Source organism: Hymenobacter bucti, assembly GCF_042681145.1.
In the GTDB taxonomy this organism is placed as follows: domain Bacteria; phylum Bacteroidota; class Bacteroidia; order Cytophagales; family Hymenobacteraceae; genus Hymenobacter; species Hymenobacter bucti.
On record NZ_JBHUFD010000005.1, the window covers coordinates 623,788 to 643,448 of the forward strand.

Annotated in this window: 17 protein-coding genes; 6 read left to right on the forward strand and 11 right to left on the reverse strand. The window is 58.7% G+C overall.

Translation table 11 applies throughout. The features are described 5' to 3' along the window. Nucleotides 1-9: 9 nt before the first annotated feature. The 6 genes from ACFSDX_RS14695 (at nt 10) to ACFSDX_RS14720 (ending at nt 5,619) form a co-directional block, all read left to right on the forward strand. Nucleotides 10-555 (forward strand): ExbD/TolR family protein, encoded by a 546-nt coding sequence (locus ACFSDX_RS14695; protein ID WP_382314806.1) that lies wholly within the window; start codon nt 10-12, stop codon nt 553-555. Then, nucleotides 552-1,388 (forward strand): energy transducer TonB, encoded by an 837-nt coding sequence (locus tag ACFSDX_RS14700; protein ID WP_382314808.1) that lies wholly within the window; start codon nt 552-554, stop codon nt 1,386-1,388. The genes ACFSDX_RS14695 and ACFSDX_RS14700 overlap by 4 nt, the downstream gene beginning before the upstream one ends. Nucleotides 1,389-1,639: 251 nt before the next feature. Next, a complete protein-coding gene (locus tag ACFSDX_RS14705) occupies nt 1,640-2,488 on the forward strand; it encodes an energy transducer TonB (protein WP_382314810.1) in 849 nt (282 codons plus the stop codon). 158 nt (nt 2,489-2,646) lie between these two features. After that, nucleotides 2,647-2,913, forward strand: coding sequence for a hypothetical protein (locus ACFSDX_RS14710; RefSeq protein WP_382314812.1), 267 nt, complete (start codon nt 2,647-2,649; stop codon nt 2,911-2,913). Continuing rightward, entirely contained in the window at nt 2,900-3,916 is a 1,017-nt protein-coding gene (locus tag ACFSDX_RS14715) for a PstS family phosphate ABC transporter substrate-binding protein (protein WP_382314814.1), read from the forward strand. Before ACFSDX_RS14710 ends, ACFSDX_RS14715 begins: the two co-directional genes overlap by 14 nt. A gap of 77 nt (nt 3,917-3,993) precedes the next feature. Further along, the gene (locus ACFSDX_RS14720; protein WP_382314816.1) at nt 3,994-5,619 is read left to right on the forward strand and encodes a tetratricopeptide repeat protein; all 1,626 of its coding nucleotides are present in this window, start codon (nt 3,994-3,996) and stop codon (nt 5,617-5,619) included. A 69-nt stretch (nt 5,620-5,688) separates the two neighbouring features. On the opposite strand, the gene ACFSDX_RS14725 is transcribed toward ACFSDX_RS14720, so the two are convergent. The 11 genes from ACFSDX_RS14725 to ACFSDX_RS14775 form a co-directional block, all read right to left on the reverse strand. After that, nucleotides 5,689-6,732, reverse strand: coding sequence for an RluA family pseudouridine synthase (locus tag ACFSDX_RS14725; protein ID WP_382314818.1), 1,044 nt, complete (start codon nt 6,730-6,732; stop codon nt 5,689-5,691). Nucleotides 6,733-6,884: 152 nt separating this feature from the next. Next, on the reverse strand, nt 6,885-9,506 hold the full coding sequence (locus ACFSDX_RS14730; protein ID WP_382314820.1) for an MGH1-like glycoside hydrolase domain-containing protein: 2,622 nt from the start codon (nt 9,504-9,506) through the stop codon (nt 6,885-6,887). A gap of 194 nt (nt 9,507-9,700) precedes the next feature. Further along, nucleotides 9,701-10,363, reverse strand: coding sequence for an OmpH/Skp family outer membrane protein (locus ACFSDX_RS14735; RefSeq protein ID WP_382314822.1), 663 nt, complete (start codon nt 10,361-10,363; stop codon nt 9,701-9,703). Between the two features lie 35 nt (nt 10,364-10,398). Then, on the reverse strand, nt 10,399-11,085 hold the full coding sequence (locus ACFSDX_RS14740; RefSeq protein WP_382314824.1) for an OmpH/Skp family outer membrane protein: 687 nt from the start codon (nt 11,083-11,085) through the stop codon (nt 10,399-10,401). A gap of 151 nt (nt 11,086-11,236) precedes the next feature. Next, nucleotides 11,237-13,753, reverse strand: coding sequence for an outer membrane protein assembly factor BamA (bamA, locus tag ACFSDX_RS14745; RefSeq protein WP_382314826.1), 2,517 nt, complete (start codon nt 13,751-13,753; stop codon nt 11,237-11,239). 16 nt (nt 13,754-13,769) lie between these two features. Continuing rightward, nucleotides 13,770-14,516 carry an isoprenyl transferase gene (locus tag ACFSDX_RS14750; RefSeq protein WP_382314828.1) on the reverse strand — a complete coding sequence of 249 codons (747 nt, stop codon included), beginning with the start codon at nt 14,514-14,516 and terminating at the stop codon, nt 13,770-13,772. 95 nt (nt 14,517-14,611) lie between these two features. Beyond that, nucleotides 14,612-15,376 carry a type IX secretion system protein PorG gene (gene porG, locus ACFSDX_RS14755; protein ID WP_382314830.1) on the reverse strand — a complete coding sequence of 255 codons (765 nt, stop codon included), beginning with the start codon at nt 15,374-15,376 and terminating at the stop codon, nt 14,612-14,614. A 35-nt stretch (nt 15,377-15,411) separates the two neighbouring features. Further along, nucleotides 15,412-16,305, reverse strand: coding sequence for a DUF6089 family protein (locus tag ACFSDX_RS14760; RefSeq protein WP_382314832.1), 894 nt, complete (start codon nt 16,303-16,305; stop codon nt 15,412-15,414). A 133-nt stretch (nt 16,306-16,438) separates the two neighbouring features. Then, the gene (locus tag ACFSDX_RS14765; protein WP_382314834.1) at nt 16,439-17,341 is read right to left on the reverse strand and encodes an NAD kinase; all 903 of its coding nucleotides are present in this window, start codon (nt 17,339-17,341) and stop codon (nt 16,439-16,441) included. Between the two features lie 35 nt (nt 17,342-17,376). After that, nucleotides 17,377-18,948 (reverse strand): POTRA domain-containing protein, encoded by a 1,572-nt coding sequence (locus ACFSDX_RS14770; RefSeq protein WP_382314836.1) that lies wholly within the window; start codon nt 18,946-18,948, stop codon nt 17,377-17,379. Between the two features lie 9 nt (nt 18,949-18,957). After that, the gene (locus tag ACFSDX_RS14775) at nt 18,958-19,635 is read right to left on the reverse strand and encodes a CBS domain-containing protein (RefSeq protein WP_382314838.1); all 678 of its coding nucleotides are present in this window, start codon (nt 19,633-19,635) and stop codon (nt 18,958-18,960) included. Nucleotides 19,636-19,661: the final 26 nt, after the last annotated feature.

The following is a 19,661-nucleotide window of genomic DNA, read 5'->3' on the forward strand; positions in this document are numbered from 1 at the left end:
TTACCTCTCATGGCCGAAATACAACAGAAAGACTCCGGTAAAGGGGGAGGCAAGAAGCGGGCGAAAAAGTCGTCGACCAAAATCGACATGACGCCCATGGTGGACCTTGCCTTCCTGTTGCTCACCTTCTTCATGCTCACTACCACCTTCGCTAAGCCCAACGTGTTGGCGCTGACGATGCCGGTGAAGGACAAGAACGATACGCATCCCACCGAAATCAAGGCTTCGGAAGCGTTCACCGTTATCCTGGGTCCTGAAGACAAGGTATACTACTACGCCGGCCTTAATAACCCGCTCGACAAGAGCGTGCCTAAGCCCGAACTAAAAGTAACGAACTACAGCCAGACTGGCATTCGCCAGGTATTGCTGGCCCGCAAACGCCAGCAGCCCGAGCCCGTTGTCCTCATCAAGCCTTACAACTATGATGGCAAAGAGGCTCGGTACAAGAACATGGTGGATATTCTCGATGAGATGAACATCACCAGTCAGAAGAAGTACGCTTTGGTGCCAATCGGCAAAGCGGACGTGGACCTTATTAAAGACTCAAAACTATGATGGATAACGCGCAGCTAGCTAAGGCTAGCCTCAACGACATCGTGTTTGAGGGCCGTAACAAGGCATATGGAGCGTTTGAGTTGCGCCGTATCTACGGCCGCAACGTATCGCGTGCCTTGATTATCGGAGCTGCATTCCTGGTTTTGCTCGTTGCTATTCCTGCCATTGCTAAGTACCTCGAGGAGCGTAAGCCCAAAGAAGTGCTGAACCTACAGGAAAACGTGCTGATGGATGCGCCGCCCCTCGATAACGCCGCACCCCCACCCCCACCGCCGCCCCCACCCGAGGCGCCGCCACCCCCGCCGCCCAAGCTGAACACCGTGAAGTTTACGCCTCCGGTAGTAAAGAAGGACAACGAGGTGCAGCGTACCGAGGAGGTACCCGACCAGGACGAATTGAAGGACAAGGCTGTATCGACGGTGACCGTAAAAGGTAACACCGATGCACCTCCGCCCGACTTGAGCGACCTGAGCGGCGAAGGCAAAGCTCCGGTAGCCGAAGTAGTAGAAGACAAAGTCTATACTTACGTAGAGCAAATGCCGCAGCTGCCTGGTGGTGGTGGCCAGCAAGCCATCGTAAACGCCATTCAGAAAGCGTTCCGTTACCCTGCAGTAGACTTGCGCAACCAGGTTGAAGGCCGGGTATTCGCTAAGTTCACGGTTGATGAAAACGGCAACTTGACTGATGTTGAAACGGTGAAAGGTCTGAGCTCGACGATTGATGCTGAAACCATCCGCGCCATTAAAACGCTGCCCAAGTTCATCCCGGGCAAGCAGAATGGCCGGGCAGTGAAAGTATCCTTTACTGTGCCGATTTCGCTGAAGATTCAATAAGCTGCGTTTCTAGCTGCTTTAGAAAGCCCCGATTGCTTGGCAGTCGGGGTTTTTTTTGATTATTTATCCCAACGCATCCGCAGCAAGCCTGGGTACTCAAGCGCTATCCTATTCTGGGTACGATGTACTAACTCATAATATGAGAATGCTCTGAATAAAAGGCGATAGCATGTGTGGAAAAGCTGGCGTTCCAGCATCAGAGGAGAGCTAGGTGGCCACCAGCCTTTTCTTCCCTTCTTATTCCACCGCTCATGTCATTGCTTTCCGAACTTTTTCCGGCTTCGTTCGACGACCTCGTATTTGAAGGACGTAACCAAGCGTATGGCGCCTACCAGTTGCGCCAAGCCTACAATGGCCACCTACGCACGGCCATGGCCCTGATGATAGGCCTCTGCGCCTTACTGTTATTGGGTGGGGCCGCCTGGCAGCACCTGCACCCGCTGCTGGTAGTGGCGCCGAGGTCGTCTACCATGCTTACCCCCATTACTCCGCCTACCTACGTAACGGAGCCTCCCAAACCCATTGCCCCGCCGGCCGCGCCCAGCCAGCCGCGCTTGGCGGCGGCACCTGCCACGCATATGGCGGCCTCCATTCCAACCAAAGTGGTTAAAGACGAGCTGGCTACTGTCCGCAAGCCCGACGCCACCGTGGTGGAGGTGCCTACCGAGACGCCCGGCGTAGTGGGCACTACCACTACAGAGACCACGAATACGAGCGCGAACACCGGCCCTGGCACCGCTATTACGGGCTCCGAGACGGGCTCTGATACTAGCCCGGCTGTGACCGGACCCTATACAGTGGTCGAGCAAATGCCGGAGTTCGCCGGTGGGATGGCAGCCCTGACGCGCTACCTCCGCAGCCACCTTCGCTACCCTGGCGCAGCCTTAGCGGCCCAGGCCGAGGGCCGGGTATTCGTCAGCTTTGTGGTACAGGCCGACGGCACGATAGCCGACATCACCGTGCCCAAAGGCTTGGGCTACGGCCTAGATGAGGAAGCCCAGCGAGTAGTGCGCCAAATGCCCGCCTGGACGCCCGGGCGGCAAAGCCACCACGCTGTGCCCGTGCGGTTTACTTTACCCATCACATTCCGCATTCAGTAAGTATCTTGCCCTCAGAGTAGGATTAAAAGCCGGCTAATTATGAAAAGCCGGCTTTTTTTACCTTTTTTGCATCTTCATTGGAAGCGCTTGGCTAGGTGGCCCGAACAATTTGGTCCTTAACTTTTGTTAATTAAAAGCAACTTCCTCACTCATTTCTCATGCGCGATAGCTCCACTGAAGAGCGGCTGGGCCCTTCCCAGCAACCAGTGCGTTTATTTGATTTAATCCGGGCGATAGGGTACCTGGCCCTCGGGGGCTGGCTGCTGTACACCGCCGACCGGCCAATGGCCGCTGGTGCCTTGCTGCCCCTAGGTCACAAAACGCGCCTAGTACTCGGCGGCCTCCTGCTGCTCTACGGCATTGTGCGCTTGGTACGGGCGCTTCCTTTTAAACCTCGCAAATCCCGGCCAGATGATTTTAACTAATTTTTTCCGCCCCCAGGGTCGGGTCTTCCTAAGCGCGCTGCTCGTAGTGACGGGCTGCCTGGTGGGCTGTAATAAGCAAGGCAGTGCCGATGACGGCTCTAACCCCACCGATACGCCCACTAGCGGCCACGTATCGATTAGTGTCGACCAAACCTTTGCGCCCATTCTGGAGTCGCAGGTCGATACGTTTCAGAAGCTTTACCCCGACGCGCACATTAAGGCTACTTATCAGCCCGAAGACAGCGTGATGCTGGACCTGCTCAACGATAAAGTAAAGCTGGCCATTCTTTCGCGTGACCTCAACGATAAAGAAAAAGCCGAGCTGACCAAGCAAACGATGGTACCTAGGATTACCAAAATCGGCACCGATGGCTTGGCTATTATTCTGCATCCGTCCAATCCGGACTCCCTGCTAACCCTGACGCAGCTGCGGGGTATTTTCAGTGGAAAGACTAATAGTTGGAAACAAATAGGCGCGCAAAATAAATTGGGCGATGTCAACGTTGTATTCGACGCCAACCGCAGCAGCACCCTGCGTTTTGTGCGCGACTCGCTACTGCGCGGGCAGCCGCTAACCAAACGGGTATTCGCTGCCAAGTCCAACCAGGAGGCGCTAGCTTATGTGGCTGCCCACCCGGCCGCCATTGGCGTGGTAGGCATCAACTGGGTGTCGGACCACGATGACCCGAAGGTGATGAGCTTTCTCAAAACGGTGCGGGTAGCGGCCATTACGGCTCGCCCCAACCCGACCAAGGATGACTTTATTCAGCCTTACCAAGCGTACCTAGCTGCTTATACCCCTGAGCAGCTGCGCGGCAATGCCGCACTGCAACGCTACCCGCTGCGGCGCGACATATATGTCATCAACCGAGAGGCTCGCACCGGACTTGGCTCAGGTTTTGCATCCTTCATAGCAGGCCAAAAGGGCCAGCTTATTTTTTACAAATCGGGCTTGATGCCCGCTAACATGCAAGCCCGCGTAGTCACTACGCAGAAGCTTTAATTGAACTCCTACGGTCCGCTTAACGTAGTTTAGGCTCCGTAATTTCTCACCCGATTACTCTTTTTTCTCTTTCGCTTATGAGTTTCAAGCCCTGGAAATCGCTGTTGCTAACCGCCGTTACCCTAGGGGCCGGTGCTACGGCTGCTACCGCCCAAGACATTGCTGCCGCGCAAAAAGCCATCGAGCTGGAGCGTTACAACGAAGCCCGCGGTCTGCTGCGTAACGCCAGTTCGCCCGAAGCTAACTACGAGCTGGGCCGCCTTTACCAGATGCGCGACCTAGATGATTCGGCAGCTGCCTACTTCAACAAAGCCGCCGGCCCCACGCCCTTCGGGCAAGTGGCCGCTGGCCGCGCCGCTCTTGTAAAAGGCCAGGCTGATGCCGCTGCTACCTCGTTTGACGCCGCTGCTAAAGCCACCAAGAACAAGGATACCAAAGTACTGACCATGATTGCGCAGGCCTATGGCGAGTCGGATGTGAAGAACATCGACAAAGCCCTGACCTACGTGAATGCAGCTCAGACGGCCTACAAGAAAGATAACCCGGACCTGATGGTAGCCCGCGGTGAAATCTACCTGAAGACCGACCAAGGCGGTGGCGAAGCCATGACCAGCTTCGACCGCGCCACGATGGCAAACCCGAATTTTGCGCAGGCTTACTACAAAAAAGGTGAGTTGAACGTGCGCAGCCGCAATGCGCAGGAAGCCGTAACTAACCTGGAGAAAGCTATTCAGCTAGAGCCCAAATACGCGCCGGCCTACAAGGAATTGGCCGAGATGTACTTCTACGCTGGGCAGTACCCTAAGGCGCTGAGCACCTTTGAGCAGTACCGCGGCGTAGCCGAGAAGTCGACCAACACCGACGCCGAATACGCTTCGTTCCTGTACCTGACTAAGAAGTACCCCGAAGCTCTCACCGAAATCAACAACGTGCTGGCTAAAGAGCCCGGCAACGTGACGATGAATCGCCTGAAGGCCTACACGCTGTTTGAAACCGGCGACTTCGCTGGTGCCTCGACCGCAATGGATACGTATTTGAAAACCGTTCCGGCCGAGAAAATCATCCCCGACGACTACGTATACCAGGGTAAAATCCTGAGCCGCGCTGGTAAGACGACTGAAGCCAAAGCGGCCCTTGATAAAGCCTTGGCCGTAGCTTCGCCGAGCCAGAAGAAAGAAGTGGAAGCCGAAATTGCCCGCGTGGCTATGAACAGCGGCGACTATGGCAGCGCCATCAAGACGCTAGCTGAGAAAGCCAAAACTGGTGACCTAGCTGACCAATACCGCCTGGCTGCCGCCTACAAAGGTGCTAAGCAGTACACCCAGGCCGACAGCGTGCTTAACATCATCAGCACGGCCAAGCCTGACTATGCTCCGGCTTACCTAGAGCGGGCTAACGTGAACTACTACCTCGACCAGGATTCAAAGAAAGGCTTGTCGAAGCCTTACTATGAGAAGTATATCGAGCTGTCGAAAGTGGCAGGTGCTGACCCGGCTAAATTCAAAGCCGGTTTGATTCCTTCCTACAACTACCTAGGTGTCTACACCTTGCAGAAAGGCGATAAGGCCGGTGCTAAAGCCTACTTCCAGCAGGCCCTGGCTCTCGACCCTTCAAACGAAACGGCCGTCAACGCTATGAAGGCCATTAATGGCGTGTCGGCTCCGGCCCGCAAGCCAACGGCAAAAGCAGCACCTAAGAAATAGGTATTCCTGCTAAGCAAAAAAGCCCCGGCGCATGTTGCGCCGGGGCTTTTTTTTGCGTTGTGGATTAGGCTACTGGCTTTCACTCCACGCCTGCCACTTGACCAGCGCGGCGCTAAAATCTTCGGGCAGTTCGGCTTCAAAGTATACTTTTTCGCCGGTGCGCGGGTGCACAAAGCCTAGTGAGCGGGCGTGCAGGGCCTGCCTAGGTAGTACGGCGAAGCAGTTTTCGACGAAAGCTTTGTAGGAGCCGTTGGCTTGGCCCGAGCGGATGCGGTCGCCGCCGTAGGTGGCATCCGAAAAGAGCGGGTGGCCGATGTACTGCATGTGCGCCCGAATCTGGTGGGTGCGCCCGGTTTCGAGGCGGCATTCGAGCAGCGTGACGGGACCGTAGCGCTGGCGCACGCGGTAGTGGGTCACGGCGGCCTTGCCCTGGTCGCCCTCGGGGTACACGGCCTGCACCTTGCGGTCGCGCAGGCTGCGGCCGATGTGACCCTGAATGGTGCCCTGGTCATCGGCAAACTTGCCCCAGGCCAGGGCCAGGTAGCTGCGCTCGATGGTATGATGGAAAAACTGCTGCGAAAGGTGCGTCATGGCCGTTTCTGTCTTGCCGATAACGAGCAGGCCCGACGTATCCTTGTCGATGCGGTGCACCAGGCCGGGCCGAATTTCACCGTTGCGGCCGGTGGGCAGGTTGGCTAGGTGGTAGGCCAGGCCGTTGACGAGCGTACCCTCCCAGTTGCCATAGGCGGGGTGCACCACCATGCCGGCGGGCTTATTCACGATGAGCAGGTCGGCGTCCTCGTAGCGGATGTCGAGGTCCATCTGCTCGGGCTCGACCTTGCCGGTGCGCGGCGGCTCGGGCAGCGTGATGGTGATGACATCGGCGGGCCGGATGCGGTAGCTAGCCTTAGTGGAGCGGCCGTTGACCTGCACCGTTTCGGCCTCGATGGCGGCCTGAATCTTGGTGCGCGAGGCGTTGGCCAGGCGGTTGAGCAAGAATTTATCGACGCGCAGCAACTCCTGTCCCCGGTCCACCACAATGCGGTGGTGCTCGTAGAGCTCGTCGCCTTCGCCGGCGTCCTCTTCGGGGTCTTGGGCAGTATCAGGCAGCATATTCTTATATGAATTACGGTTTCGCGCAGTGTTTCGGGGTGTCAAAGCGCAGTATTCCGCAGTGTTCTTTCTATTGAGACACTACGAAACACTGCGCTTTGACACCCCGAAACACTGCGCGAAATCTGTTAAAACTGAATTAACAACGACCCTTACCGAGGCTGCAAGAGCTTGGCGATAAGGCCCGTCCAGCCAGTTTGGTGGCTGGCGCCGAGGCCGTGGCCATCGTCGCCGTGGAAATACTCGTGAAACAGCAAGTAGTCGCGGAAGTGCGGGTCGGTTTGCAGCAGCTCGCTGTCGCCAAAGGCCGGGCGGCGCCCGTCGGCATCCTTGAGCAGCAGCTTGTTGAGGCGGCCGGCCAGGGCGTCGGCCACTTCCAGCAGCGTCATCAGTACCCCCGAGCCGGTTGGATACTCTACCTTGAAGGAATCGCCGTAGTAGCTGTAGAAGCGCTGCAACGACTCCACAATCAGAAAGTTAATGGGAAACCACACCGGGCCGCGCCAATTGCTGTTACCCCCAAACATGCCCGAGTCGGACTCGCCGGGCAGGTATTGAACCACGAAGTCGGTTTTGCCGGCGCGGTACACGTAGGGGTGCTCGTCGTGGTAGCGCGAGAGCGCCCGGATACCGTACTCCGACAAGAATTCGCTTTCGTCGAGCATCCGGCGCAGCAGGGCCTTGAGGCGGCTGCGGCGCATGAGGCTCAGCAGGTGGCGGGCGCCCTTGCCGGGCTCCTGCCAGCGCGACACGAGCTGCGCCAAGTGCGGCCGGTTGGTGACCAGCCACCACGCCCGGCGCGCAAACAGTGGCATGGCGTTCAGCAGCTCCTCATCGATAATCTCGACCGCAAACAGCGGAATCAACCCCACGATGGAACGCACTTTGAGCTTGGTGCGCGCATTATCGGGGGTGTGCAGCACGTCGTAGTAAAACTGGTCTTCGTCGTCCCAGAGATTAAACCGGCCGTCGCCCCCGCGGGTCATGGCGTCGGCGATGTAGAGGAAGTGCTCGAAGAACTTACCCGCCATCTCTTGGTACACCGGGTTTTGCTTGGCTAGCTCCAGGGCCATGCGCATGAGGTTGAGCGCGTACATGGCCATCCAGCTAGTGCCGTCGCTCTGCTCAATCTTGCCGCCGGTGGGCAGCGGCGCCGAGCGGTCAAACACCCCGATGTTATCGAGCCCCAGGAAGCCGCCCTCAAAAATATTGCGCTCGTCGCGGTCCTTGCGGTTCACCCACCACGTAAAATTCAGCACTAGCTTATGAAACAGGCGCTCCAGAAAGTCTAGGTCACCCTTGCCATTGCGGCGCTTCTTATCCATCTGGTACACGCGCCAGGTGGCCCAGGCGTGCACCGGCGGGTTCACGTCGCTCAGGTTCCACTCGTAGGCGGGCAGCTGGCCGCTGGGGTGCAGGTAGCGGTCCTTAATGAGCAGGCGCAGCTGGTTCTTGGCAAACTCCGAGTCTACCATCGCCAGCGGAATGCAGTGGAAGGCCAAATCCCAAGCCGCGTACCAGGGGTATTCCCACTTGTCGGGCATCGACACTATATCCTGATTGTGCAGGTGGCGCCAGTTGGCGTTGCGGTTGGCGCGGCGCTGGGGCGCGGGCGGCGGCATGGCGGGGTCGCCATCGAGCCACTGCGCCACGTCGTAGTAGTAAAACTGCTTGCTCCAGAGCATGCCGGCAAACGCCTGGCGCTGCACGTTGCGCGCGTCGGGGCTGGTGAGGCGCTCCTGCACGCAGTCATAGAACTCGTCCGTTTCCTGCTGGCGGGCGGCCAGCAGCTGGTCGAAGTCCTCGAAAGGCGCCGTCAGCTCACCTAGGCTCAGGCGCACGCGCACGGTCTGCGACTCCCCGCCTTTCACGGTCAGCTCGTACTGGGCGCCCACTTTGGTGCCCTGCTGCTTAGGATTGATGGCGTGCGTGCGGCCATCCACCACGTAGTCGTTGATACCGTCTTTGAAGTACAGCCCCTCGCCCGGCAGGCCGTAGAGGCGCGGACCGTTGCTGTCGTTTTCGCAGAAAAGTAGGTTCGGCTCACCGTCGCAGTAGAAGTGGTATTTCCCTAGGTCGCGGTGCTCGGCTTCTACTACGCCGGGCGCCACCTGCACCAGCGTGGGCCGGTAGCTGTCGTAGCCCCAGCCCCAAGTGTTGCGAAACCACAGTTGCGGCAGTACCTGCACGGTGCTCTTGTGCTTGCCGCGGTTGTACACCGTCACTTGCAGCAGCAAGTCATCGACCCCCGCCTTAGCGTACTCGATAAAGACGTCGAAGTAGCGGTTGTCCTTGAAAATACCCGTATCCAGTAGCTCGTATTCGGGCTCCAGGCGCGTGCGGCGGGCGTTGTGCTTGAGGAGCTTGCCGTAGGGAAACTTGCGCTGCGGATACTTGTACAGCATTTTCTGGTACGAGTGCGTGGGCGTGCAGTCAAGGTAGTAGTACAGCTCCTTCACGTCCTCGCCGTGGTTGCCCTGGCCATTGGTGAGGCCAAAGAGGCGCTCCTTCAGTTGGCCGTCCTTACCGTTCCAGAGGCCCACGTTAAGGCACAGCAGCTGCTGGTCGTCGCTGAAGCCCCCTAGGCCCTCTTCGCCCCAACGGTAGGCAAATGAGCGGGCCGCGTCGTGAAAAACGTGGTCCCAGGCGCTGCCGTCGGGGCTGTAGTCTTCGCGCACCGTGCCCCACTGCCGCTCCGTGAGGTAAGGCCCAAACTTCTTCCAGTTAACCGTTTGCGCGTCGGCCTCGGCCAAGCGTATTTGTTCTTGTATCATGCGTTACTAAAAACCCGCAGGGAGGGCGGCAACTGCCTTGCCCTGCGCAAATTTCCGCCAAGAAAGAGCTTCTGCTTGCCAAACGCCGGCAAACGACCGCTTTTTATTTTAGGGCGCGAGCCCTAACTACCTGTAGGTCACAAAAAAAGCCGAGGCCCGGTGGCCTCGGCTTTTCAAATAACTGTGCTAGGTGCTTATTTCTTGCCTTTCGACTTGGAAGGCGCAGCGGCGGGCGCTACGGGCGTTTTGGTAGCCGACGACTGCTGGGCCGGCTGGGCATTGGGGGCGGGCGCGGCGGCCGTGGGCGTAATGCCCATCTTCTTCAGAATCAGGTCCGAGATGTCGCCATCCTTGGGGCCGTGCAGCAAGATGGGGCTCGAGCCGGCGTCCGAGTTCAGCACGTAGGTGTAGCCGCTTTCAGCAGCTACTAGGTCAATGTTCTTCTGAATTTTGTCGAGCGCCGGGCTCAGCAGCTGCTGCTGCTTCTGCTGGAGCGACTGCTGGGCCGTGGAGGAGAACTCCTGCAAGCCCTGCTGCATCCCTTGCAGCTCTTTCTCAGTGTCGGCTTTTACTACGGCCGTCATAGCCGAGCCACCTTTCTGGTAGGCGTCCAGCTTGGTTTGGAAGGCGGTCTGCTTGCTCTTCATCTGAGCTTCCAGCTGGGTGCTGTAGGCTTTCAGGTCCGATTCAATCTGCTTGCGCTCGGGCATCTGGCTCAGCACATATTCTACGCTGGTGTAGCCAATTTTGAGCGGAGCCTGGGCGTGCGCGGCGGGGGCAAAGAACGAGCCGACAACGAGCAAAGCGGCGGCGAAGGTCAGGTGAATGGTTTTCACGCGGTTAACGAAGGAAATCAAGGTTCTGGAAAAAGTTAAATGCAAAGTTAAGAGAATTATGGCTTCGTGCCAGTTCTCGTTTTGGTGCCGGCCGGCACCTCGGGCGTCCCCGAATCCGACTCGAAGCGCGAGTCGGTCGTAGTCTTGGTGGCCGTGGCGGCCGCCGGTGCTTTGGGCGGATTCACCGTTTTTACCGGGCCTTTCGTACCGGGCTGGTTGCGGTCGGGCGAGGCCAGCCCTAGCTCCTCCAGCACGTACTCGGTGTAATCGAAGGTTGGGTCGGTGTAAATCATGGTCAGGTCGCTGGCCTTGTCGAACACCATATTCAGCTTTTTGGTCTTGGCTACCTTTTCAACCGCCTCGAATATCTTGTCCTGCACGGGCTTGTTCAACTCCTGGCGCTTCTTAAAGATTTGCCCCTCGTAGCCAAACTGCTTGGTGCGGTACGCCTTGAGTTCCTGCTCTTTCTTGAGCATTTCGTCCTGACGCTTCTTCTTCATGGGCTCGGTTAACACCACTTCTTCGGCCTGATAGGTGCGGTACATCTTGTCCAGGTCTTTTTGCTGGGCTTCGATTTCCTTCTGCCAGGTGTCCGAGAGCTTATTCAGCTCGGTTTGCGCCTGGGCATACTCGGGCATCTTGCTCATAATGAACTCAGTGTCGATGTAGCCCAGCCGCTGCGCCTGCGCTGGCCCGGCCAGCAGTAGCCCCAAGAAAGCGAATACGCAGAAAAATCGTTTCATACCGTGGATGCCCCACCAGCAGCTAAGTCTATGGGATGATGCTCTTAACGCCCGGCGCGCCACACTATTGCGGCGCCCCTTCACCAAGCCGCCCGTGCTCGCTAAACCTTCGGGAGCGAGCCAAACGTTCCCGCTCGGCTCGCCCACTGACCTAGCGAATCTGCTGCCCGATGATAAAGTGGAAGTGGTTGAAATCTTGCTTGTTGCTGGTACCCGGCGCCGGCACTACCGAGTCGAAGGCACGGCCGTAGTCGAAGCCTAGCAAACCGAATGCCGACATGAAAATGCGGGCGCCGAAACCAGCCGAGCGGTACAGCTTATAGGGGTTGTATTCCTGATAAGAGTTTACCGAGTTGCCGGCTTCGGCAAAGCTCAGCACGTACACCGTGGCCGCTGGGTTGAGGCTGACGGGGTAGCGCAGCTCCATTACGTACTTGTTGTAGGCCAAGCCACCGCTCTGGTTCTGCTGCGCCGTCGGAATGGCATAGGCCGCGTTGGGGTCGTCGTAGCCACGCAGGCCGATGTACTCGGTACCCACCAGGAACGAGCCGCCGCCGCCGTAGCCCAGGCCCGCGCCGCCCATCTTGAAGCGCTCGAACGGACCCACGTTACGCCCGCCGTACGAGCCAATGAAGCCGAAGTGGGCGCGGGTGTTCAGCACCAGCTTGCCCACAATGGGCGTGAAGAACGACGCATCGAACATCCACTTGTGCAGCTCTATCCACTGGGTTTCGTTGGGGTGCGCGCCGGGAAAAGCCGAGTAGGGTGGCGTGGCCGACACCGAGAGCGAAAGCGACGAGCCACGCCGCGTGTACGTCGGGTTGTCGATGCTATTCCGCGCCAGCGTGGTGTTTATCGTGAAGTTGTTAAATGTACCAGTTGCGGCCGCCGAGGCGAGCAGCGGGTAGTTCTGGGTCTGGTACTGGCTAAAGGAGAGCGAGTTGCTCAAGGTGAAGTAGTCATCCGGCACTCGCAGCTGGCGGCCTAGGCCCACCGTCACGGTGTTTACCTTGATGAACTGCCCGCTCGATGCATCAAATACGCCACCGTAGGCAATCCGCGAAATACTGCGGTTCAAACTCACGCTGAGTGAGTTGGGCTTGCGCCCACCCAGCCACGGCTCGGTGAAGCTGAGCGAATAGGCCTGATACTGCAAGCCGTTGGCCTGCACGTTGAGGGCCAGGCGCTGGCCGTCGCCGCCCGGTACGGGCGTCCAATTGTGCCAGTCGCCGGCCTTGCGCAGCGAGAAGTTGTTGAATACCAGGCCTACCGTACCGATAAAGCCGGCGTAGCCGCCCCAACCGCCCGAGAGCGTAATCTGGTCCGAAGGCTTCTCCACCACCGTGTAGTTGATGTCCACGGTGCCATCGTTCTGGTTGGGCACCGGGTTGATGCCGATTTTCTCGGGGTCGAAGTACCCTAGGGTCGCGATTTCGCGCTGCGAGCGGATGAGCAGCTCGCGGTTGAATTTGTCGCCGGGCAGCGTGCGCAGCGTGCGGCGCAGCACGTGGTCCGAGGTCTTGGTGTTGCCGGTGATATTAATCTCCTTCACCCGCGCCTGCACGCCTTCCGAGACGCGCATCTCGATGTCAATGGAGTCGCCCTGCACCTTGGTTTCCACCGGGTCAATCTGGAAGAACAGGTAGCCGTCGTTCATGTAGAGCGAGGTCACGTCCTGGCCGGTGGGGTTGTAGCTCAGGCGCTTATCCAGCGTCTCCTTGCTGTAGGGCGTGCCCGATTTGATACCTAGGACCGACGAGAGCGTCTTGCTGTCGTAGAGGTAGTTGCCCGTCCAGGTAATGTTGCGAAAGTAGTACTTCGGACCGGCATCGACCTTGATGCGCAGCGCCAGGCCCTTGCTGTCGCGTATCAGCGTATCCGATACGATGCTGGCGTCGCGGTAGCCCTCGTTGTTGTAAAAGTCAACGAGCTTCTTTTTATCCTCTTCAAACTCCGAGGCCTGGTACTTGCCCGGCGTCAGGAATTTGTAGGGCTTGCGCTCCTTAGTCTTCTTGAACTGCTTCTTCAGCTTACTGTCTTTGAAGGCTTTATTACCCTCAAATGCAATATCGTGGATGCGCACCTTGCTGCCCTTGTCCACGTCAATCTTCAGGGCCACACTGTTCGACAGGGCCGAGTCGGCCACCTGGCGAATGACCACCTTGGTATCCAGGAAGCCCTTATTGGTGTAGAACTTGCGCACCTGGGTGCGGGTGTTCGACAGCAAGGCGTCGGTCACGACCTTACCCCGGATAAGCTTAATTTTCTTTTCCAGGTCCTCGCCCTGCCCTTTGCTGATGCCTGTGAAGGTGAACTTCGACAGCCGGGGCCGCTCGCGCAGGTTAAAATCCAGGAATATCTTGTCGCCCTCGGTGCGCGCAATGCTCACCGACACATCGGCCACGAGACCCTGCGTCCAGATGCGGCGAATGGCCTTGCCGATTTCTTCGCCCGGAATGTTGATTGGGTCACCTATCCGCAAACCCGACAGCCCAATCAGCGTATTAGGGTCAAGGGAGCGCGCGCCGCTCACCGTGATGCCTCCCAGCGTGTATTTGCGGGGTTCATCGACGGTGGCCGCTACTTGCTGAGCATGAGCAGGAGCTGCTACTAAACCCGTAGCAAGCAGTAGCAGACCAAAGCAGGTGCTACGTAAGTAAGTGCGCATTAATAAGATAACTAAATCAGGATACGGAAAGCTGCTCACTGGTTTTCCCAAATCGCCGCTCGCGGCTTTGGTAAGCTACCAAGGCGGCTCGCAGGTGGCTGCGCCGAAAATCGGGCCACAGCACGGGGGTTATGTACAATTCGGTGTAGGCTAACTGCCAAAGCAGAAAGTTGCTGATGCGCTGCTCGCCGCTGGTGCGCACGAGTAGTTCGGGGTCGGGCATACCGGCCGTGGCCAGGTAGCTCGTCACCGTGGCTTCCGTCACGGCCTCGGGCTGCACACGACCAGAGGCTACGTCGGCGGCCAAGCGCCGCGTGGCCTGGGTAATGTCCCAGCGGCCGCTGTAGCTCAGGGCCAGCACCAGCGTCATGCGGGTGCCAGCTTTGGTCAGTTCTATCGATTCGGCCAGCTCGCGCTGGCAGCTTTTGGGCAGCGTGGTGATGTCGCCAATGGCTTGCATGCGCACGCTGTTTTTGAGGAGCGTCGGCGTTTCCTGCCGGATTGTGTGCACTAGCAGTTGCATCAACGCGCTCACTTCCAGCGCGGGGCGGTTCCAGTTCTCGGTCGAGAAAGCGTAGAGCGTGAGGTATTTCACCCCTAGCTCGGCAGCTTCCTCCACCGTATCGCGCACCGCCGTAATGGCGCTTTGGTGCCCGAAGACACGTAGGCCCCCCCGCTGCTTGGCCCAGCGCCCGTTACCATCCATGATAACGGCGATGTGGGCGGGAATATTGGAGAGGTCAATTTCGGACCGTTCGGCCATTGTTGCGGTTTGCGTATAAGAGGCCGCAAGTTACGCAAATGGTTGCAGATGCGCGGCCAAAACAAAAGGCGGACCGCTGTTGCGGTCCGCCTTTGCTACTTGAGTAAGCCCTTGTTTCGCTTATAAGGCGGCGGGCAGTTGATTTTGTAGAACGTGTACGATACGCTGATACCGTTGTAGTAATACCAGTCTTTGTCGTGCGGGTTCACCAGCAGCGGGTCTTGGTCGCCTAGGTGGTCGAGCTGGTCGCTAAAAGTTTTGCGCGCCCCGATTTCGGCCCCTAGGTTCCAGCGCGGCGACAACGCCACCTTAATGCCCGCCCCCGCCGGGATGGCCACGCTAAATTGCCCGCCCTTGCGATTAAAATCCGCCTGCAAGGCCTGGTTCTGGCTTTCGGTGGTGGTGTGGGCGTAGTAAGGCGCCAGCCCGATGAATAGGTAGGGCGACAGGTGCACCTTGTTTTGGTCGCGCCGGTCGTGGTAGTCCAGAAAGTTGTATTCCACAACCCCCGACAATTCAACCACGGTGCCGCGCATGCTCACCTGACGGTAGTTCTGCAGCGGTGGCACGCCACCGTTTACGCCTTCCACGTTAGTGTCGCGGGCCCGCAGGCCGCCCACCGTGAGGCCGCCGCGCAGGGTAATGGGCGCCGAAATATCGCGGCGGTAGAATACCGTCAGGGCCGGCCGGTTGTTCTGGAACTGATACTGCGGCGACACTTCGCCTTTGTAATTGGTACCGCCTAGGCCGATACCTAGCTCACTTGTACTTTGGGCCCACGCCGGGGCGGCCCCTAAAAACGAACTCCCCGCTAGCAGCAGGCCAGCGAGGAGTACGGATGAAAACCAGGTCTTGGGCATTCAGCAAAGATAATAGTCCGGCGGGCCGCAGTGGCCTAGCGGAACTTGGGGTTTTTGATGCGGGGCGTCAGGATGTAGTTGAGCGAGAAGCCCGACACGGTATACCAGTCGTCGTGGCCTTCGCCACGCTTAGCGCCGGGTACAAACCCACCGGCTACGCCCGTGCTCGTGTTCGTAATGCCTTTGCCAGTGGGGCCACCAGCGTAGCCGCCGAAATACTGCGACTCAGCGCCTTTGCCCGACAAATCGGCATAGCTAGTGCTCACGTCGTCTAGGTATCCGGTGAAGGTTTTACGCAGACCAATCTCGAACGAGGCGTCCAGGTTGCGGTTGATGCGGTAGCGCACGCCGGCGCCAAAGGGAATGGCCAAGCTCACTTTGCTGTAGCTTTTGCCCTCCGTCTGCAGTTGTTGCAGGTCTACGTAGTTGCCGTTTTGGTCTCTGCCTTTGGGGCTGTGGTAGAAGCCTGCCAAACCCGCAAACAAGTAGGGCACGAAGTCAGGGCGCTTGAGATAATTATTTCTGTTTTCGATGAGGTCGACAATCATTACAGCCGAGGCCTCCGCGATGTCGTTACGAAAATTCATATTTCTAGTATAACGATACCGGGCATTATTGTCGTCCCGGTTGGCGTTGTCGCCGTCCTCCGCCGTGATACGACCATAGGACAAACCGAAGCGACCCGACACCCGCGGAAAGAAGCGGTGGGTGACGGTGATACCCAGGTTAGGCCGCGTATCAGCGAACTTAAACGAGGCGAAGTTGGTGTTCGGGTTCAAGTCCCCGAAGTAGTTCATCGCATTCAGGTTCACCCCAATAGAGGTGTACTGCTTGCGCTTACTGAACTGTTGTGCGTCTGCCTGCTGCGTCGAGCCGAGCAGGGCGAGCCCCGCTAATAGGGCCGTTGAGTAGGTGAAAAACTTGGTCATAAGGCGCAGGTAGAAATAAACAATTCGAGAAAAATCAGTTTCGATAGCTGTTGGACAAGGGTAACAGTGAAGACAAAAGTACGCACTGACCGGAACTAAAAAAATTTATAATGCGTTTTTTGCGGGCATGCTCCTATTTGGTAGTCAGCGCCGAACCAGGATTACGCCGGTCCAGTCCCCAGTTGAGCTTATTGCGCAGAGTGCTCAAAAAGTTTACGTGATTAAGCTTTACTAAACGGGCATTAAAGGTCTCGCGGCGAACCGCCATTTGCACGGTGGCCTCCACGGGCACTGAGCGCGAATCGAGCGCCAGCAGGTAGCTGGTGCCCCGGCCTTCAATTTCGAAGGAAATCACGCTTTGGTCAGACACTACGAGCGGCCGCACATTTAAATTGTGGGGGCATACGGGGGCAATAATAAAATTGTTGGTTTGGGGCAGCATCACGGGGCCGCCGCAGCTGAGCGAGTAGCCCGTCGAGCCCGTGGGCGTCGACACGATGAGGCCATCGGCCCAGTAGGAGTTCAGATACTCGCCGTCGATGTAGGTGTGCACCGCAATCATGGACGAGGTATCGCGCTTGAGAATGCTGAACTCGTTGAGCCCAAAGTTCAGGCTCCCGAATACGTCAGGGTCCGTTTCTACGCGCAGCAGGCTGCGTTCTTCCAGCGTGAAGTGGCCCCGGTAAAGCGCATCAATGGCCTGCGGAATGTAGCTAGGAGGCGTGGGCGCCAAAAAGCCCAGGCGGCCGGTGTTGATACCCAGGATGGGCAGCTGCAAGGCCCCGATGTAGGTGACCGTATCGAGCAGCGTGCCATCGCCGCCGATACTGATGGCGTATTGCACGCCCCGCAGCGAGTCGCCGCGCCGAAAGGTGGTGCAGTCCTCGGGCAGCCGCGTGCCGCGCTGCTCCAGAAAGCCCCGGAACGACTCTAGCAGCAGCACCTGCGCCTGCCGCGCCGCTAGGTCATCAAATAGGGCCTGGATGAGGGGCGCGGCGGCATCATCGAAAGGCTTACCAAAGATTGCGAATTTCATAACAAAAAGGTAACAATCGGCCTCGGGTGTCGACGCTAGATAGGGAAGGTTGAGCGAATAAAAAAGCCGGTTTGGTGGTGAACAGTGCGAGCCACCTCAAAACAAAATACCCGGTCGTAGTACGTAACTACGTGCAGGCCCAGGCCCACCGACGCCAATAATTGTCCTGGCAACTGGTTGGTAGCGGGCTCGGGCCGCCCTAGGTTGCCGCTGGCCAAGCCCGCATCGGCAAAGATGTTGAGGTAGAGGGCAAGCGGCAGGGTATTCACCTTAGGATTGCCGACGAAGGGCAGCCGCAGGGGCGGCGGGGCCCAGGCCCGGAAGCTGAGGCCCTGCTGCACCAGCCCGTAAGAGCGACCATCAATGATGTAGGCATCGTAGCCGCGCACCAGCGCGTCGTACCCTAGGGCCCGCGAGTCGGCGTAAGCGTAGCGCGGGGCGAGCAGGCGGCTCTGGCCCCACAAACCTAGGGCGTAGTAAAGCTGGTGCCCCAGGCTGAAATACTGGACGTAGCGCAGCCGTACCGTAGCAAAGGCGGGCGCCGCGGCCGCGCCCCCCACAAACTGCCGAAAGCTGAGCCCAACCTGCATAAACCGTCCGGTGAGCGGGTAGGCGAAGGTATTGCGCTGGTTGTTCGTCGTCAGCAGGCTGAAGTCTACGTATTCGCGCTGGGTGCGACCCAGAAAGTAATTGGGGTTGAGGTGGTAGATGGAATCGCTGATGCTTTCGCGGTGAAAGGAGACGTCGAGCGCCGTGATGAACTGCACCGTGTGGCGCAGCCGCAGCCCGCCCGACACGTAGAAACGCTGAATGGGAAAGGCATCTTCCTCGGGCTGGGGCAGCGGCTTGGGCCGGTCGTAATCGGTGAGGTAGTCGAGGTTGCGGCTTTGGTAGTACGAAATGCCGAAGCCCATGCCCACGCGGCGGCGGCGGCCAAAACCCGGCACCTCGTAAAACAGCTCGTATTTGCGGTTGAAGCCGAGCTGAAGATTGGCCACCAGCTGCTCGGCCCGCCCCCGGAAGTTGGTGTGGGTGAGGTGCACGCCGTAGTCGAGCCGCTGCCAGCGCTCGGTGCCAGGCCGGTCAAGCCAGCGCCTGAAATTGGGGTCGGCAATGGAGAGGATGGGCGTCGGAATGACGTACCACCGCTCCTGCACGCTAAACAGCAGTGTGAGCTGGCCTGAGCCGCCGCAAGTGGCCTGCACCAGCACCGAATGAAAAATCTGCAGGTTATAGAGGCGCCGCCGGTTCGCCTCCAGGCGGGCGGGCAGGTCGACTAGGGCTAGGGTATCACCCTCCCGCAAATTGAGCTCGGCGCGCAGAATGCGCTCCTTGGTCTTGCTGTTGCCCACGAACAGAATGGCGAATACGCGGGCCCTAGGGCCGGCATTGGGGCACGCACCAATCTGGACCAGCGTGTCGGTGGGCACCACCACGGGCGGCAGCACCGGCGGGCGCGCCACCTCACTGCGCAAGCGTAGGCTGTCGAGCGGCGCCGGCGAGCGCGGCGTTTGCCCCAGGGCCGGCGCCACGCTACCTAGGAAGACACCAAGTACGGCCAGCCTAAACCAGTAAAAATTAAAACACGGCCGGGCCTGAGGGTTCACCCCGCAAAGTTAAACGTTGAGGTAGCGCAGCAGAGCGTCAAAGCGGTCCTGCTCATCTTCGCTCACGGCGGCGGTGCCGCTAAACTGCGCCGACACCAGGTAGCCAAAGCGCTCGAGCGTGGCCGTGATGCGCGCCAGGTTGTCGGTATTCAGCCGTAGCGTCAGGCGAATGCGATACGGGTCGTGCTCGTCGGTAACGACGTGGGCCGATAAAATCTTGGCATTATTCTCCTCCACGTAGCGGCTTATCTGCGACAGCGAGTAATCGCGCTCCTCCATCGTAAGCACCAGGATGCTGCCCTGACCGGCCGGGCCGGGCACCGGCCCGAAGGCCGCCAGCGCATCGCTCACCGTGACCACGCCAGCGTACTCGTTCTGCTCATCGAGCACCGGCACCAGCTGAATCCGGTTTTGAATGGCTATTTCCATCACCCGAAAAAAGTGCTGGTCGTGCTGCACGTGGGTGTCAGCGTAGCGCAAAGGCAGCTCGGCCAGCTGAGTATCGGGGTTTTCGTAGTCGGCTAGGTCGTTAATGGTAATGAGGCCCCGGTAGCTGCGGTCGGCCAGCACGGGCAGTTGGTTTACATGAAATTCCTCCAGCCACCGGGCGGCCTTGGCCGTGGTGTCGGTGCTTTTGAGCGGGGGAATCATTTGATTGAGTAAGTCTTCGGCAAGCAGAGCAGACATGATGGCGCAGACTAAAAGGCGGAAAG

What these genes read in the sequence shown, in the direction of transcription:
- ACFSDX_RS14695 (WP_382314806.1), top strand. Translation starts at nt 10, where the DNA reads ATGGCCGAAATACAACAGAAAGACTCCGGTAAAGGGGGAGGCAAGAAG.
- ACFSDX_RS14700 (WP_382314808.1), top strand. Translation starts at nt 552, where the DNA reads ATGATGGATAACGCGCAGCTAGCTAAGGCTAGCCTCAACGACATCGTG.
- ACFSDX_RS14705 (WP_382314810.1), top strand. Translation starts at nt 1,640, where the DNA reads ATGTCATTGCTTTCCGAACTTTTTCCGGCTTCGTTCGACGACCTCGTA.
- ACFSDX_RS14710 (WP_382314812.1), top strand. Translation starts at nt 2,647, where the DNA reads ATGCGCGATAGCTCCACTGAAGAGCGGCTGGGCCCTTCCCAGCAACCA.
- ACFSDX_RS14715 (WP_382314814.1), top strand. Translation starts at nt 2,900, where the DNA reads ATGATTTTAACTAATTTTTTCCGCCCCCAGGGTCGGGTCTTCCTAAGC.
- ACFSDX_RS14720 (WP_382314816.1), top strand. Translation starts at nt 3,994, where the DNA reads ATGAGTTTCAAGCCCTGGAAATCGCTGTTGCTAACCGCCGTTACCCTA.
- ACFSDX_RS14725 (WP_382314818.1), bottom strand. Translation starts at nt 6,732, where the DNA reads ATGCTGCCTGATACTGCCCAAGACCCCGAAGAGGACGCCGGCGAAGGC.
- ACFSDX_RS14730 (WP_382314820.1), bottom strand. Translation starts at nt 9,506, where the DNA reads ATGATACAAGAACAAATACGCTTGGCCGAGGCCGACGCGCAAACGGTT.
- ACFSDX_RS14740 (WP_382314824.1), bottom strand. Translation starts at nt 11,085, where the DNA reads ATGAAACGATTTTTCTGCGTATTCGCTTTCTTGGGGCTACTGCTGGCC.
- bamA (WP_382314826.1), bottom strand. Translation starts at nt 13,753, where the DNA reads ATGCGCACTTACTTACGTAGCACCTGCTTTGGTCTGCTACTGCTTGCT.
- ACFSDX_RS14750 (WP_382314828.1), bottom strand. Translation starts at nt 14,516, where the DNA reads ATGGCCGAACGGTCCGAAATTGACCTCTCCAATATTCCCGCCCACATC.
- porG (WP_382314830.1), bottom strand. Translation starts at nt 15,376, where the DNA reads ATGCCCAAGACCTGGTTTTCATCCGTACTCCTCGCTGGCCTGCTGCTA.
- ACFSDX_RS14760 (WP_382314832.1), bottom strand. Translation starts at nt 16,305, where the DNA reads ATGACCAAGTTTTTCACCTACTCAACGGCCCTATTAGCGGGGCTCGCC.
- ACFSDX_RS14765 (WP_382314834.1), bottom strand. Translation starts at nt 17,341, where the DNA reads ATGAAATTCGCAATCTTTGGTAAGCCTTTCGATGATGCCGCCGCGCCC.
- ACFSDX_RS14775 (WP_382314838.1), bottom strand. Translation starts at nt 19,635, where the DNA reads ATGTCTGCTCTGCTTGCCGAAGACTTACTCAATCAAATGATTCCCCCG.